We start from the raw sequence: 16864 nt of genomic DNA, 5'->3' as shown, positions 1-16864 counted from the left end.
AAATTATGATGCCAGTAAAGGCTTTATTTCAGAACCAGAATCCAAGCTGAAAAGCAATGCGCGGTTTTTCTTCATTCTTTTCTTTCGGGATAAATGCGCCTACCGCCAGTGTCAGAATATCGACCGGCGCAAGCCATATGCCGCCTCCGTAATTGTAATGCCAGTTTCTGGAAGGATCCTCTTTCAGCCATACGCGGCCGTAATCAAAACTTCCGAAAACGCCGTACGTCAGCGGAAGCGTCGGATTATAACTGCTGCCGATTTTTACCCGCAGATCGGTATCATGCCAGACGGTGCTTCTGCCGTAGAAACGTTCGGTACGATAGCCGCGCAATCCTTGTCTGCCGCCGATTACGGGCATTTGAAAGAATTCATAGCCTTCTCCGAAATTGATTCCCGTTCCGATTTGTGTAGCCAGAACAACATTTTCCTTTGGATCAAGGCTGTTGTAAAATGCCAGCTGCGCGCGTAAAGCTCCGAAGTTTTTACTGGTTCTCAGATCATTCGTCCAGTTCATACCGGTATGAAAACGGATTCCGGTATGTGGCGCAAAAATGTTGTCCACACTGCTGAAATCTGCCAAGAAACGGGCGCCGCTGTAATATTTCGTTTCAAAAATACGGTTGTCCAATCCGTTTTCATTGCTGGTAATAAACCGGTTTGCGGTCGCCTGAATGTCCGAAAGCTCGAAATAAGGCCCAAGTGCAACGAATCCGCTGTTTCCTGCGAACCGTTTTTTCAATGCGGGATAAACGTGAAATGCTGTCTGCCGGACACGGTAATAATCGGCATTGTCAAACATCCGCACCGAATTGTTGCCCAGCCCGGCAAAATTGAAAGCGTAAGTCGGGCCGTGGTAATAAGTGTCCAGATAAAAATCAAAAATCTGCAAGGCATTGATAAAATCGCCGGTATAATTCAGTTTAAACCCTTTTGTTCCGAATGCATAGCTGCCGCCGAAATTTTGCACCGAAGCGTAAGGTTCTTTTTTAAACCCGTACTTTATCATACTTACATTCGCACCGATCAGCAGTCCGTCGTCGGGATTGACACCGAGAACAGGAAACGGAATGGTAATGTCATAATTGCTGTCTGCACTTCTGCGGTCATATACATTGTATCTGTAAAGGTTGCTGCGTTTGTCTGCAGTTGCGCTGCCCGCATGCACTTCGTTATTGCCTTTGTCGTCGTAAATAAATGTTTTTTTACCGCCGGAACTTACGCGTGCACTGTCCGTAAAAAGGTCTTTTCCCTGGCCGCCGATCAGCCGTAATCTGACTCCTTTTTTCACATCACCTTTGACGATAAACTCGTCATTGTCGCCATTGCCGTAAATGTTAATGGTTTTTGTAATGCCGTTTTCAAAAATCCGCTGGAAATTACGCTGCTTGATCTGTTTGTTTTTCCCGGTTTCAAATACGGTTACGCTTGTCCGGTCATTGTCTATTCTTTCTATTACAAAACGTTCCTTTTCCTCCGTTCCGATGACATTAACGGATTCACTTACAAATTCATAATGCGTTCTTGCAATCCGAAGCAGATCATCACGCCGCGATTTTATATTTTTTATCAAAGCGGGTGCAGCCAGTTCCCTGGCTTTATCGGGCCATTCGGCAAAAGAGCTTTCAATGACTTCATCCGTCAGGTTTTTCTGAATAAATTTTACTTCATTTTCCCATTGTTCCCAGCTCAGGCTGTTCAGGAAAGTCCGGTCAAACAAACGTGCGCTCCATGTTGTCCATTTCATGCTTTGTATTTCGGGACTGAAACTTTGCAGCTGTCTCAAAAACGGCAATGTCAGCCTTGCAACACCTGTAATGACGCCGTCGTAAAGTGAAAATGCCTGATCTCTGTCGCGCGGTATAGGCCGGTATAACGTAGTTCCGTCCTTCTGTTTCACTGCCGACCAAGTCCACTGATCATCGTGACGGTCCCAGTCTCCGATCAGAAAGTCAAAAAGACGCGTTCGTACCGCCCATTCTTCGTCTACTTTGTGCTTGCTGTCGTCCAGCAGGTTTTCGACCAGTTCCGGCGTACTGACGATTTTGTCCGGGTTTCCGAAAAAATCCGCCTGTTTCCATCGCTTCCCGTCCGGTCTTTCTTCCAGCAGATTCATGGTTCCGCCAAACAGCGGATTGTACGTGGCAAGTGCAGGCTGCGCCGGAACATAATACAGTTTCGGATTGGTATGATACACGTTCACTGCTCCTGCAAGTACCGGCATGGAAAGCGGCGCAAAAGGATTTGTAGAAAGAAAATTGTCTTCCACAAGGTATTTTGCCGCAATCATCTGGTTAAACGGAAACGGAAGAAAACGGCTTACATCTTTGGTGAGTCCGCGCATGGCGTATTCCTTTCCGTCACTGCTACGCAGACGCAGCGAATTGGTCTGGTTTCCCCCACCCTGCTTTACCGGGGTCAATCCGCCATTGTAACGGCTCAGGTCCAGAACAGGAAACGGATATTTTTCCAGATAAAGCGGACGGTTATGTTCCCCGAACAAAAATTTATGAAACTTCCCTACAGGCTTTACTTGCATACCGGATACAAACTGACTGACCGTACCGGCATGGCGGTTGTATTCTGCATAGGTAGCCGTTGAATCCGGAATGGCGGCTACTTGCCTTTCTTTGATTTTCTTCTGAAAAACAAGCTTTACATTTTTTCCGTCCGGCTGCACTTCCCAGTATCTGACCCAGGTTTCGCCGCCTTCGTAAAAACTGAGCGTTGCATATCCAAGCGCCGAAGCTGAAAACAGCGAACCTTTTCCCAAACCGACCGGACTTGTTTTGGAGCCGCTACCGCTGACAATGAATTCCTGTCCGTCATTTTCGATAAATTGCAGTGTATGCTCGTGACCGCTTGCAAAAATGAATTTTCCGTTTTTCTTTGCTCCTGCCAATATCGCGGCCCGCAAATCTCTGTAATGTTTGTTGGCCACATCCTGCCTTGACCCGATCGTAGCGCGGAACAATGCGCTCAGGCTTCCGAGTCCTGGCAATGGAATGTACAATTTGGGATTGAGTTCGGTAAGCGGAAAAATATGCTGCTTGATCGTGAAGCGTCCGCCGTGCGGACCGTACGTATAAGGCGGATGATGCATGGCAATAACCACGTTTTTATTGCGGTATTTGCGGACGGTATTTTCAAATATGAACCGGAATTGTTCCCTGTTCCTGATTTCACAGCCGTCATTGATCCGGGAATCATGGTCCCAGTTGGTAAGCCACCACTGCGAATCTGCTACGATAACCACCACATTGTCGTTCAGTTCCACCACTTCGGGGCCCGAGCAGCCGTCGAGCGGCAGAAAGTAATCTTCCCAGTCGTCCTTGTCCTTTTTTCCACGGCGTTCATTGATGTATTTCTGAACGTACTTTTCCTGTCTTTTCAACCCTTTTACGCCCCATCCGCGCCAGTCGTGATTTCCCGGAATGAAAATGGGACGACCTTTAAAATCATTTAATGTTTCCAGCTGGCTGTCAATACGGAATTCAGCCACTTTGCGGGCAGCAGAGTCTTCGGCAGGCGGCATGCCGTATTCGTAAATGTTATCGCCCATGAAAATGGCCGAGCTGTTTGCAGGTTCCGTTGCCAGTTTGTTTTTCAGATATTCCAGTACCGGCGCTCTGCTTTCGGGCGAATCGTTGCCGGCATCGCCGATCAGGTACATGGTATGTTTCAGTTCCAGAGAAGAATCCGGCGCTTCACTTTGCCATAGTGCACCTTCTCTCGAGAAACCGGTTTTATAGCTGGCGCAGGAGAAAGTTCCGGTTACAATTACAAGGAAAATAACGATTCGAAGAAGTAAATTCATAGGAATGTCGTGAGTATCATGGTCGGTTTTACTGGTGGCCGTCAGTGTGCAGCAGGCTTGAATTTCAGAATGTTGCCGTTTGACAAATCATCGCCTTCATTGGAAATGTACAGGTTTCCGGCCTTGTCAAAAGCAATGCCTTCGGGCTGTACAAAAACATTGCCGCTGAGCGGAAAGGCATCTTTTACTTTCCAGTTCTTATCCGTTACGACAAGCAGCTTGTTAACTGCAGACAAAATATACCAATTGCCGGATTTCGGATTTCTGGCTATTCCGGACGGACGAAAGCCTCTTGAAACTTTACCGGTTATGGCTTTGATTTCATCCACCTGAATGGAAAACGTTTTTATGCTTGTGGAATCTTTAAACGGGTTCAGAACATATCCGGTTACGCTGTTTTTGGAATCGTCCTGCGGGCAGTTTTTACAAAGTATGTACAAATCGTCCGTGGCATTGTCCGCGTACATTCCTTCATATTCACCTTTCGGCAGTATCTTTTTCCATTCCTTGGTCTGTTCGGATTCTTCATATACCGATTCGGACAAAGGCATTGTGTACAGAAAGCCGTTGCTTTTCAGGATTACAGCCTGATCTTTCAGAATGGCAACATCTTCGTAATCTCCTTTTCTGGCAAATTTGGTATGCAGCTGCCGGTTATTTTTCCAGCCGAGCCTGAACAGCTTCCCCTCTTCGTCCTGAACGGCGTAAACTGTATCGCTGCTGCCGTTATTGAACGTAATGCCCGAAATCTCGAACAGACTTTCGGGCATGTTGAACTTTTCCGGGTTACTCATATCGAATTTCCCGAAGCTGTTTTTTTTCTTTTGTGCAGAATTGCAGCTGCTTACGCAAAAGCAGCATAAAGCAAGCCAGATAATCCTTTTGTAATTTACTGACATTTGATTTCAGATTGTGGCGGCCCGGTTTAATCCGGTTCAGTGTTCAAACAGGATGGAAGCAATGACAAATGCAATGACGGACACAATTATACCGAACATAAAAACATTGTATGCAATCCGGAGCAAACGATACTTCCTGCCCAGCACAACGCCCTGTGAATAAACATCTTTAGTAAGGCTTCCGTACAGAAATTCCCTGTCCATCATCATGCGCTGCATGCCGCTGGAATATTCCTGAAAAGGCATTCTGTAAAAGTTTCCGAAGAAAAGCAGGTTCACACTTTTTGCTTCTATTTCTTCCTGCGTAAAAGTACCGTGCGGAAGTGAAGGCCGTGTAGCCAGTATGGAAAACACCATCGTGATCATGCAGATCGTGAGCAGTAGCATGGTCGGGATGATCAGGTACGTATTGTCTTCCAGCTTCCGGACAAGTACGCTGAGCAGCACGGAAATGATAATGGAAGTGGTCGTCACCATGATATGCGCCTTGTTATCAGCCATATCGCTCAGTCGCTGGTGATTGTTGGAGCTGATCCGGAACATGGTTTCAATGCCCTTGTCGGGCCGGTCGCCTTTCGGCTTTTTGCTGTCACCGGCATCCAAAAGCTGTTCAGATAACTGTGTAGTTGGGAAATCCGGCTTTTCTGTTGCTGCCGGGATTTCTGCCTGATCCTTTTGTTTCAGCTTTTCCAGATTTTTCTGTTTCTGCCCGTTCAGATTTTCACGACAGAAATCCGTATGAAAACGGTGCGCTTCCAGCAGCCTGATTGTACTCCGGCGCCATTCCGCCTTATCCATTTTCTTTCCGCTCCGCTGTTCCTCTTCCTTGCGTACGAGCTTGTTCCAGTCAGAGAATTCCGGTGTGCCGAAATGATAAAGGTCTGCGTCACAGACAATCTGCTGCAACAAATTTACCGGCTTTTGCGGCCATATCGTTGCAATAATGCAGCCTTCCACTGCTCTGACAATGCTTTCATCCATTTCTTCTTTTACCAGATATTCCGCAGCCAGCTGTGCGCCTCTGCGTTCATGCCCGGACGCCTCGCCGTTGCTGTAACCGGTATCATGAAACCAGGCAGCCGTGGTCACAATAAACGTTTCCTTTTCATCCAGCCTGTAATGGCCGGCTATTCTGGCCGCATTGGAAACAACCGATTCCGTATGCACAAGGTTATGATAACTTAGCTGCGATAAAGCCCTTGTCTCGAAAAAATGACGGACATGGTGCCTGACCTTGTCAATCTGATGGTTATAATTCATGGAACGTTACATTATTTTGTAAGTAATTTCAACTCCATTCATTTTCCAGGTTTACGCCGATCCGGAGCGCTTTCAAACCTGTGACGCCCTGCAGTTCTTCCAGCTCGAGATATTCAAGATCATCGCACAATGTATTTTTTTCCTGCAGATAACGGATATAACCGACGTATTCTTCTGAGGATTTTTCATTGAAATACACCATTGCAATCTTGCCGGGCTGCGTGAGGCGTTCTCCTGTTCCTTTGACCCTTACTTTGTCAATCCGCTTTTTGATCACCTGATACCTGATATTGTAAGCGCCTTCGACGTCGAAACGGCGCTCATCGTCCCGGAAACTGATGTCTATGCTGCTGGAATGAATGAAAATCAGCTGCGTGGTTTCAAGAGGCTTTTCCATTTTCGGAATCAGCAGACTTGTGATTTTGGTAATGGCTGCCATGGAAGTAAGCTGCCACAGCCGGATATTTTTAAGGTAAAGTTCGCTGAATTTCTGATCAGGCTTGATGGACTGACCGATGTAAATATCGTATTCAATGCCGTCTGTCCTGAACTTTTCAAAATAACACGGATAAGACTGCTGTATTTCGGTTTTAAAAAGATCAAGATACAGGTTTACGGACGAATTGATCTGCTGCATGGAAGTTTCCAGCGCCCTTCTGTTGGCAAAAGCTGCGCCGTGCTGCTCATCCGTTATTTCAAAGTAGCGGTCAATAATATCCCTGATTTCCGAAGTTTCCCTGTTCTGGCCGGCACTGTTCTGGCTGTACTCCGCAATGCCGTTTTCCCTGAAATGCTGCAGAAAAGGATGTGCTTCAAAATCCAGGAAATCGCGCACTTTCATTTCATCACTGTCTGTTGCCTGATCATAAATTTCGGCAAACCACTTTTTACATTTATAGGTCATTTCATCGGCAAGCCCGAATCCCAGTTTTTGTTTTAATGCAGTAAAAGTTTCTGTCAATACGTTAAACTGAAGTTGTAAATCTTTTTTGAGCGCAAGGTTTCTTTCAACGGTTGAGTTGCGGATGTCAATAGCACCGTAAAGCGGATACACATTTTTGAAATGGATATTTTCAATGACTGCGTTTTGCGGATTGGCCGCCTTGTCTCTCAAAAAATGCCAGGCCGTTTCCCGGAACCGCCACTGAACAGCCGGCTGTAACGAAGTGAATTTTTCCCGGATCACATTTTCAATGTTCGCATTGAATTCATCAATGTAATTTTTCATGATCTGCGAGATCAGCGGAAGTGCAGAATCCAGCCTTGCAAGCGCTTTTTCATCAATGCTGTTCTCAATGCGGGAATAAACTTCCAGTACGCCGATGGCATTGTTATCGTAATAAACCGGCAGCAATGCAAAAGATTCTATTTTCTGGCTTCTCAGTTTTTTGACGAGGTCCTTCTTATGTTCATTCTCCGTATCCAGATTTCTCATGAAGAATATCTTCGGATTCCGGAAATATTCCGCTGCCATGGAAAGGTACATTTCTTCGGCCGAGCTGCTTTCCGTTGAAGTCTGCATCAGTTTACTGTAAAGCAGCGTATTACGGTCAAAAACCAGCTTGTTGTTCACTTTCAGGACGGGCAGCATGCCGAAGTCGATATGGGCATTTTCAACCAGCATTTTCAGCGACTCATTGATACGCCTGAAATAAGCTGCGGGTTCGTACGACTGCCTTTCCAGAATGGTGCTTTTGATGTCTTCAAGTGCATGCTCGCCGGTAACATCCGTCATTGTAACAATCGAAAATCCTTCAAACCGGAACAAATCGACGGGCAAAAGTCTGGTTATTACATCCAGATTAAATGATTCCATCAGATCCTGACGCATTTCGTTCAGGTTCAGCTCGGGAAGCGCTTCTTTCGGGTACACATCACAAAAACGGTTGTCAACGTTCAGGCGGTAGAATTTCTGAAGTCCGGAATGATCATCTTTAAGCGTTACGATCATGTCGCTTTGATGAACCGGTGGAAAATGATAAAGCCTTTCCAGAATGAATGCATAAAGCATCTGCATTTTATGCCTGACCGTGATGCCTTTATCATCAATAAGATCACATCTGAGATTTCCGGCATTGGTTTGATCGGTAATCAGATTGTAAAATCCTGCCGTACCATAAAAAACCACCGGGCCCAGCGGTACACTCAACGCCCAGTAAACATTGTTTTCGTCAGCCACAGGCGGCACAAGCATGCCGTACACAAGACCTAACTGATCTTTATACGCAGCTACTTCTGTCAGCGGAATCTGCCTGTTAAATCCCGGCTCTGCTTTGAGCCGTTCCAGTACAAGTGAGAAAAAAGTTCTTTTTACAGTTTCTTCCTGATCTGCTTTGCTTTCAAGAAAAGATATAAAATTCCGGAAGGAAACTGAAGAGTCCATTTTCTGGAGCCCGTACGGTGTGTTTTGTGTCACATCAACAGTAATGAGTTCCATTTGGTAAAATGTTAGGTACGATGTATGTGTCCGGAAAAATTCCCGGATCGTTTCAAAGTTTGAATCATGAAGTAAGAATATTCCTCCGCCTGATTATGCAGTTCAGACCAGAGCAGTTTTTGTTGCTGATAAACCGGACAACATCCGGCGCGTTTACGAATTCTGGACAGCTTCTGCCTTTTTCATGGCCATAGTGGGTTTGATAATCATCCGCAATGACTGATCTTTGGTAAAATAGGCGACCATCCAGTTATACAGCGTATTGATCCGGTTACGATGGTTGATCAGTGAAAGAAGGTGAATAAACAGCCAGGCAAGCCATGCGATCACACCTTTGAAATGCAGCTTGGGCGAAGGAAGATCCACAACCGCCTTGGCCCTTCCGATAATGGCCATTGATCCTTTGTCATGATAAGCAAACGAATGAAGCGGCTTGTTTTCTGCAATAAGCTGCAAATTCCGCGCAAGCAGTTTTCCCTGTTGAATGGCAACCTGTGCTACCTGCGGATGGCCGTTCGGGAAATTTTCATCCGTAGTCTGCAAACAGGCATCACCGATTGCATAAATGTTATAGGAACCTGAAATTCTGTTATGGGCATCAACGAGCAATCTTCTGCCCCGGCCGTAAGCTTCCGGCGGAATTCCCTCAAATACCTTCCCGGTAACGCCGGCAGCCCAGATCAGCGTTTTGGCTTCGATACTTTCGCCGTCTGTAAAAACCACCTTATCATCCACGAAGTCGGTAACATGCGTATTCAGCTTTATCTTGACGCCCAGTTTTTTAAGCGCCTGCAAGGTATCTTCCTGTGATTTTACGCTCATGGGAGAAAGCAAGGCATCGCCGCCGTCCACAAGGTAAATTTCGCTTCCTCTCCCGGCAAGTTCCGGATATTCCTTGCGCAGGATGCCGTTTCTCATTTCAGCGAACATGCCGGATATTTCCACGCCGGTCGGACCGCCGCCTGCAATAACCACGGTCAGCAGTTTTTTTACTTCCGCCGGATCTTCAGAAACAGATGCTTTTTCCATCTGGAGAAGCATTCTGTTACGCATTTCCAGGGCATCATCAAGGGTTTTCATCGGTGTGGAATTCCGCTTTACGTTTTCCATACCAAAGAAGTTTGTTTCAGCTCCGGTTGCAAAAACCAGAAAATCATACTGCAGTTCTCCGTTGTTAAGTATAATCTTGTTCTCGTTCGGAACCACTTTCAGGAGCTCACCCATGCGGAAATAAACATTTCCACGCCCGCGCAGCAGTTTCCGGAACGGATAACTGATGCTTGAAGGTTCCAGATAGGCCGTTGCAACCTGATAAATCAAAGGCGGAAAAAAATTGTAATTGTTTTTGTCCACAAGTATTATCTCGAACTTATTACTTTTAGCAAGATCCAAGGCAAGATTCACACCGGCAAATCCTCCGCCAACAATTACAACTTTCATAAGATTACAGATTTTATTTATTAAGAAGGGCTATTCGTGAATATTTGGTATTCAATAGGTTATCTAAAATAGGATCCTTTTATGACCTGTCAAAATAACACTTGTTAAATTATAATTAAAAAGCAAAATGCCGCTGATATGACCATTACACGACTGTATTAACCTGTAAAAAAATAATACCAACAAGCACCTGCCGAAATGTCAGGCAACAGCATCGGTCATTCTTCCTGACTTCTTCAGGTATTTTATATACCCGTAAACCGCGCCCAGAAGCAGAACGATAATGACGAACGTTTTCACCCGGTTTTCTTCATCAGGAACCAGCTGAGGATATTTGAACAACAGAATGGCCACAATGCCCGTCATCCATACGAACAGCGTATTGTATTCTTTCAGCAGCCAGCGTTTGTAATTGAACCTCATACCATTAAACGTTGCCCCGATTCCGCTAAAATTGATGAGCCATCTGTTCACACGCGCACAGTAACTGTCGAACTGCGCACCGAATTTGTTGCGCAGAAAATTCTCTTCCGCAAGCACAATCGCCTGATATATAAACAGGAACAAAGGCATAACCACTGCAACGTACAGGAGTGAGTTGGAAAGTATGCCTACGCCGAGCAGCATCAGAATATTTCCAACGTACAGCGGATTGCGGCAATGCCTGAAAATACCTTCAGTCACCAGTTTTTCCGCATAAACCTTTTTATCCTTTCCGCCACGGATAATGTAAGCAAGGCCAATGGTGATCCCGCGGATCAGTTCACCGGAAAATGTAACGAGCAGGCCAAGAATGATCGGTAACAAATAATATTTTTCACCAAAAGTTTCCGGTGTAAACAACATGGGTGAAGGAATAAAAAGCAGCAGATACAGGAAAATAAACAATACATTCCTGAACCTGAAAAAGAAGTTACCGATTGCGATCATGATTTTTTATAAGCTATTAATCCGGAGAAATTATACCATTTGAAGAAGACTTCACAATCCCCGAAGCCGGCTTCTTTCAGCAGAAGCAGGTTTTCAGAAAGCTTGTACGGGATCAGAACGTTTTCCAGTGCTTCTCTTTTCTGGGAAATTTCCATTTCGCTGTAATGATTGCGTCGCTTGTAATTGTAATAATATTTGATGAAATCACGGTTGAAAACGGTGCTTTCCGCCAGTACTTTTTCGACCAGAATCAGAATACCGCCCGGGTTCAGGCCGGCGTAAATGTTCCGGAGCAGCCTTTCGCGGTAAAGCGGGCGAACAAACTGAAGCGTAAGGCACAGAATCACAACGGATGCATTCTGGATCGGGAGCGGCTCATGCAAATCACCTGTAACCAGATCGTAAGGACGGACAAAACCTGCTTCTTTTAACTTGACATCGCATTTCGCAAGCATTTCAGGCGACTCGTCGATGCCGATAAAGCGGATGTCGGAAGGAATCAGCTTGTCCACTTCGATCATGGTTGTGCCCGTGGAGCAGCCCAGATCATACAGGCAGGAACCTTCTTTCACGTGATCGGCAGCAATTTCGCCAAGCATGCGCTGCATTTCATTATAGTACGGAACCGATCTGCTGACCATATCGTCAAAAACCTTCACTACGGTCGTTCCGAACTTGAAATCCGAAACTTTTGTAATTTCGTCCTTAAAGACTTCGTCCTGCTCAAAATCCGGCGAATTTGTCATGTTATCAGTTTAGGTAAGAATTTGATGCTATAATCAACAACTACGTAAAAAACATCAAATATAAATTATTTACCCGTTTCAGGTTGGTTTAATACGCTGAATTATTGTCTTCCCCGTAGCAGTATCTGTTCCTTTCAGCTCAATGTAAAGTACATTCGGTGACCAGAAAGTGCCACCGTCTATATGAATGAAAACCCGGTTCAGGATGCATTCCTTTTTGTTGATGCTCGCGTAAACATGATATTCGTCCTTGCTGTCTTTTCGTAAGTACAACGGCATTTTGGAGTAAGCCACAGACCTGAGTTCAAAAGAAGAATTTCCGGTCTGTTTGGAATTGATGCCGTATGCAAATTTTCTCTGAAGGTAATTCAAATCCTTGCGCACGCCTCCGTCCGTATACCGGATCCAGAATGTATTAACCGGATTTTTTTCACTGATCTTCCCTTGTTTGTCCACATTCAGCTGATAACAAATGGTATTGGAATTCGGGTCACGCTGAATGTAAAACAGCAGTCCGGGAACGTTGGTTGGTACCGGAAAGTCATCGGAATCAATTGATTTTTCAGTTGATCTCCTGTCAGTGGAATGGCTTTCTGAATACGAAAACAGCACCAGGCAAAATGCCGTCAGTATGCTAAACGCGTATTTCATAATCATTTAAATTGTTATAATAACATAGCTTGCGCAATTATTTCTCTGTCACATTCACCATAGCGGAGCACTTCTTCCACCATTTCGGGATCACCGGAAAATGGTCCCGACGACTGAATTTTAAGCGTAGCCATGGCCGCACCGAACTCGCCTGCTTCCTGAACATCCGCGCCCTGCACTTTTTTACTGAGATAACCGGCCATGTAAGTATCTCCGCAGCCTGTTGCATCTACGATTGCCGAAGGTTTGTAAGCCGGAATCTGAAAAAATGCATCATTCTTGTATATGAGCGAACCTTTGCTGCCAAGCGTAATAATGACTTCCTTCACACCCAGATCGGCCAGATACTGCGCACCTTTGCGGACGTCACTCGTGCCGGTTACGACTTCCATTTCAAATTCGTTTGCTTTCAGCGTGAACACATGCGGAAGTACTTCTTTCTTTTCGGCCCAGTCTTTATACAAAACTTTTTTATCCTTTACATAGCGCAGAAATCCCTGAATATCGAGCGAAACCAGCCCTTTTACAGCCAGCTGTTTGACCAGATCGGCAGAAATATCGTCGGAAAGCAACGGTCCCAGGTGAAATATCCGGGCATCAATGCCGGGCATCAGTTCAGGCGTGAAAGGCGCCGCTTTGTGCAGTACATTCTGCTCGCGGTGATCCTGATTAAAGCTGTAAATGTTCTCGAAATAAACCGTGTACTCGCTATCCAGAGAAAATACTTCAATATTTTCGTCGCGCAGGCCGGCAACAATATGGCTTTCCTTTTCTGCCAGCGCAGTCACCAGCGTGTAATTCACATCAAACTGCCTGAGTGCTTTTGAAAAGTAAAAGGAAGTGCCGCCCGGCATGTATTTGACGGAATTAGCCGTAACAACCTTATCAAGGGTAATATGCCCTATGGTGCAAATGTCGTACATACTGTTTCTTTTAATTTCATTGCGACATTAATCGTGCCACAACAAAGTTTATAACTAACCTAAATTTTTCAGGATCTCCGGCAACTGCGCAAAATCGGAAATCTCTGCATCTGCATGCTTCTGTTCATGATCAGTCGCTTCATCCCAGCCTTTGACATTGATCCAGACGCTTCTGCAGCCCAGCTGTTTAGCCGGAAGAATGTCTTTGCTGTACGAATCGCCCACAACGGCGCATGCCGCAGGCTGAAAGCCCAGTGCATCCACGCCAAGCTGATAAATCTGCGGATCAGGCTTGCGGACGCCCACAACTGCCGATTCCACGACGGACTGAAAAAAATCTCTGATCCCGAAATCCTTTAAAACGCTGTTGATATTTCCGTAAAAATTGGAAACCATCACCAGCGGATAATCCTTTGCCAGCTCTGCCAGAACCGGTGCCGCTTTTTCTACCGTCGTGCGTGCAAAATGGTTACAGGCACTCGCAATGGATTGAATGGCTTCATCATTCATGGAAAAACCCTTTTCCCTCAAAAAAGCGAATTGCTGCTCTACTTTCAGGAACAATACATCATAAAATACGTGATGCGGTTTGATGATCGGATTCAGTGCCAGTGCCCTTTCACCAAAAGTATAAGCACCTGCAAATGCGTCCCTGTCAACATTTACCTGATTCTGCTGATAACTTTCCCACAATACATTTGCCCAGTGCAGGCCGTTTGTATCAATTGTTCCGCCGTAATCAAGTAAAACTCCTTTAATCATAATCGTTTGTTTTCAATCCTGCCCGTCATGGCGGATATTGTTTTTTATAAATTCTGCTGTCTGAATGTGTTTACCGATCCGACCGGAACAGGTTCCATATTTTTTTCTTCATTATCCTTGTCATCGTTTGAATTCCTGTTTTTCACCTTGCGGTTGATAAGCGCAAGTCCGATCGCGATCCAGACAATTTCCCGGATGCGCATTACAATTCCGATCAGAATTCCTTTGGAAGCCAGAAGACCGACGCTGCTCAGCGCAAGGGCCAGTCCGCCTTCGCGCGTCCCCAACTGCATCGGGAAAAAGAAAATCAGATTGGCAAACAGCGATGAACCCGAACTCACGATCAGCGATTGCGACAAAGTCATTTCCATTCCGATGGCATGCGCAGTAAAATAGATTTCCGCGCAGGAAATCAGCCGGGCTGCAAACTCGTAAAACAGTGAAGCGTAAAATACATTCCTTCGTTCGGCGTATAAAATGCGGATCTGTTCGTCCACTTCAAACAAGGTATCCGCATTTTTCTGCGCAAAGGCATTGGCTTTCTTTCTGATAAAAGGGATTTTTTCCAGCAGGCGAAAAGTACTTACGGTAAAGCCTTTTTTATACACATTGATAAACCAGTAACCCAAAACCAAACCCGTTACAAGTAAAAGCCCGCAGCCAACAAGCATCATATTGTTCAGCGGCACGACGGCCACGATGAGGATAATGGAAGCAAGCCAGAAAATAACATGCGAAAACATGTGCATCAGGCCGTACAGCAGCACGGAAGACGTTGCTTTCTGAATGCCAAGCGTAGGTTTGAGTTCCAGAATCCGGTACGGTTCACCGCCCAGCGCTACAAACGGCGTAATGTAATTGATGGCATAACCCGAAATCGTAAGCCGCAGAACTGAACGAAAGGAAATGTTGCTTTCGGGCATGGCCGGCTCGTGAATAATGGCACGGAACGCGCAGGCATTAAGCAGATAAATCACCAGCCAGCTTCCTATAACCGGAATAAACCAGAATCCTGTCAGCTGAATGTTTTCCCAGATCACAAGCAATCCGGTGCTGTAAAGCATATAGCTCAGCGTAACGATTCCTATGAACAGAAAAACAGCTTTATATAGTTTGGTACCCATTCGTTTTTCCGTTCAGGATTTTCTGATAAAAATAGCGGCTCACTTTTTCCTGATTGACGATCATATAAATCAGGATCGGGTTCAGGACGAACATGTCGAAAAAGAAGTAAATCCATGACTGATCCAGAAAAAGCCAGAGAAACAGAAACAAAACCCGTGTATTGAACTGGACAATGTTCGTATATTTCATCAATGGCCTGTTGTGCGCCCGAAAATCGGTAACGAGTTCCTGCGGAAGTCCGTTCTGATATTTGCTGCGTACAAGCGCAAGCAGTTTCTGCAGATGCGGTGAAAAACTTTCCTGCAGTTTGGTATAGTTCAGGTAAGTCCTTGCAATGAGTTTCATCCCGAAATCGGATGACCAGCTCAGCCGGTCATATTCCTGCTGAAGATCGCGTGAATTATCCAGCTCGCTTCCGGAAGTTCCTTTGATAAAGAACAAATGCACGTTGCGGTAATAATCCGCCATGGCCGACTGCACAACGTGCGAAGCTCCGGCCAATACGCCCGGAACCCAGATCCATGCGCTCCAGCCTTCATTCTGGCTGCGCAGACAAATTGCAATATGAATGGCAATAAACCAGAAATCACCCGCTGCACCGTCGAGAATCCGGCCAAGCCTGCTTTTGTCGTTCGTCATGCGGGCAAGCTGTCCGTCGGCACTGTCGAGCGAATTGGCAAAAACCAGCAGCAACATGCCGATCACATTGATCCAGAGTTCCTGATAATAGAAAAGGATCCCGGCAGCAACCCCGAAGAAAATACTGACGATGGTAACCGGATTGGGCCTGATGCCTACTTTTGCACAAAACAATGCGATCTGATAACCGATCGGGCGGTAAAACCAGATATCAATCTGTTCTTCGGTATCGCTGGATTTGAGTGAATTTTCAAAAGCTGATCCGGATTTGACTTCCTCCTCTTTTTTTCCGCTTTTATCTGAAGTAGTTGTCTCCATTAATTCTGGTTGGTAAATTGATTGTAAAGCATGCGTGCGATGTGGCTGGCTGCCTGATCCCGGCAGGGTGCAAAACTCGGCCAGTCGTTCAGGTCAATAATCCGGAAACTTCCGTCTTTGCCGACAATGGCATCTCCTCCGTAAATAGCTATTCCAACCACTTCTGCCGCGATTGTCGCTACATTTTTTAATTTTTCCGCATCAAATGCATGATAAACAGAATTCCCGTTGATGCTTTGATAATCGGCGTACTTGTGATGATTGTTATCGTAAGGATAAAACCAGAAGAAAAAATCGGTTCCGCGCACACCGTAAAATTTCACCAGATCACCGATCAGATGGCCGGAAATAACCGCATCGGGAATATCCCGCAGCGCATACTCGCGCAGGATTTCCTTGGCTTCATCTCTTGTACTTGCAAAGGAAACGTCCTCTTTATGGATTGCATGAAAATCGCCGCGCTTGATCCAGTAACCTTTGCTGTCTATTTTATCAAAAACATCGTTATCACTGTAAGAAGTCGGAACGATGTAACTTTCTGCAACCGGAATGTTGTTCAGGTTCAATGCGTTGGTCAGATTGGTGCGGTAACAGTTTTCAATCCCGAATGCCGAATTAATAACCTGAACCCCATTTTTTTCAAAATCCTGCAATTTCCTTACAACTTCTTTCTGACGGGCCATTGTGAATATTTTCTGCTGCGTAACTTCATCCATTGCCAGAAGTTCGTCTTCGGAACAAATGCTGATTCCGCATCCCATTTTAACAAGTTCTTTGGCTGTCAGTGAAAAAATGGCATCGTCGTTTCCAATATGGTTAGGCGAAAATTTCCGGTTACGGTGCACGCCCAGTATTTCTAATTCATTCATGTACGCTGCTGACCGGTAAAAATCGCCGGTCATTTAAAGGGTAATTTG

13 protein-coding genes are annotated in these 16864 nt (G+C 45.5%); all 13 read right to left on the bottom strand.

The window, feature by feature from the left end:
- Window positions 1-28: 28 nt before the first annotated feature.
- The gene (locus tag FEM33_RS22705) at window positions 29-3817 is read right to left on the bottom strand and encodes a metallophosphoesterase (RefSeq protein WP_139014261.1); all 3789 of its coding nucleotides are present in this window, start codon (window positions 3815-3817) and stop codon (window positions 29-31) included.
- Window positions 3818-3858: 41 nt separating this feature from the next.
- Complete coding sequence (locus FEM33_RS22700) at window positions 3859-4716, bottom strand: SdiA-regulated domain-containing protein (RefSeq protein WP_201747829.1); 858 nt, start codon at window positions 4714-4716, stop codon at window positions 3859-3861.
- 36 nt (window positions 4717-4752) lie between these two features.
- Entirely contained in the window at window positions 4753-5976 is a 1224-nt protein-coding gene (locus FEM33_RS22695) for a Pycsar system effector family protein (RefSeq protein WP_139014260.1), read from the bottom strand.
- A 28-nt stretch (window positions 5977-6004) separates the two neighbouring features.
- The gene (locus FEM33_RS22690) at window positions 6005-8413 is read right to left on the bottom strand and encodes a GAF domain-containing protein (RefSeq protein ID WP_139014259.1); all 2409 of its coding nucleotides are present in this window, start codon (window positions 8411-8413) and stop codon (window positions 6005-6007) included.
- Window positions 8414-8566: 153 nt separating this feature from the next.
- Window positions 8567-9853 carry an NAD(P)/FAD-dependent oxidoreductase gene (locus tag FEM33_RS22685; protein WP_139014258.1) on the bottom strand — a complete coding sequence of 429 codons (1287 nt, stop codon included), beginning with the start codon at window positions 9851-9853 and terminating at the stop codon, window positions 8567-8569.
- 201 nt (window positions 9854-10054) lie between these two features.
- Window positions 10055-10783: a methyltransferase family protein gene (locus FEM33_RS22680; RefSeq protein WP_139014257.1), complete on the bottom strand. Its 729-nt coding sequence runs from the start codon at window positions 10781-10783 to the stop codon at window positions 10055-10057.
- Entirely contained in the window at window positions 10780-11529 is a 750-nt protein-coding gene (gene cmoA, locus FEM33_RS22675) for a carboxy-S-adenosyl-L-methionine synthase CmoA (protein WP_139014256.1), read from the bottom strand. Before cmoA ends, FEM33_RS22680 begins: the two co-directional genes overlap by 4 nt.
- A 78-nt stretch (window positions 11530-11607) precedes the next feature.
- A complete protein-coding gene (locus FEM33_RS22670; protein WP_139014255.1) occupies window positions 11608-12180 on the bottom strand; it encodes a DUF4833 domain-containing protein in 573 nt (190 codons plus the stop codon).
- 14 nt (window positions 12181-12194) lie between these two features.
- Window positions 12195-13103, bottom strand: a complete 909-nt coding sequence (locus tag FEM33_RS22665; protein WP_139014254.1) for a PfkB family carbohydrate kinase — start codon at window positions 13101-13103, stop codon at window positions 12195-12197.
- A gap of 54 nt (window positions 13104-13157) precedes the next feature.
- Window positions 13158-13865 (bottom strand): HAD family hydrolase, encoded by a 708-nt coding sequence (locus FEM33_RS22660; RefSeq protein WP_139014253.1) that lies wholly within the window; start codon window positions 13863-13865, stop codon window positions 13158-13160.
- A gap of 44 nt (window positions 13866-13909) precedes the next feature.
- Window positions 13910-14989: a lysylphosphatidylglycerol synthase transmembrane domain-containing protein gene (locus FEM33_RS22655; protein WP_139014252.1), complete on the bottom strand. Its 1080-nt coding sequence runs from the start codon at window positions 14987-14989 to the stop codon at window positions 13910-13912.
- Window positions 14970-15947 carry a CDP-alcohol phosphatidyltransferase family protein gene (locus FEM33_RS22650; protein WP_139014251.1) on the bottom strand — a complete coding sequence of 326 codons (978 nt, stop codon included), beginning with the start codon at window positions 15945-15947 and terminating at the stop codon, window positions 14970-14972. The genes FEM33_RS22655 and FEM33_RS22650 overlap by 20 nt, the downstream gene beginning before the upstream one ends.
- Complete coding sequence (locus FEM33_RS22645) at window positions 15947-16816, bottom strand: hypothetical protein (protein ID WP_139014250.1); 870 nt, start codon at window positions 16814-16816, stop codon at window positions 15947-15949. The genes FEM33_RS22650 and FEM33_RS22645 overlap by 1 nt, the downstream gene beginning before the upstream one ends.
- Window positions 16817-16864 lie beyond the last annotated feature (48 nt).

This window comes from Dyadobacter flavalbus (assembly GCF_006149045.1).
Lineage (GTDB): Bacteria > Bacteroidota > Bacteroidia > Cytophagales > Spirosomataceae > Dyadobacter > Dyadobacter flavalbus.
This window is presented reverse-complemented; position numbering and strand designations above follow the sequence as displayed.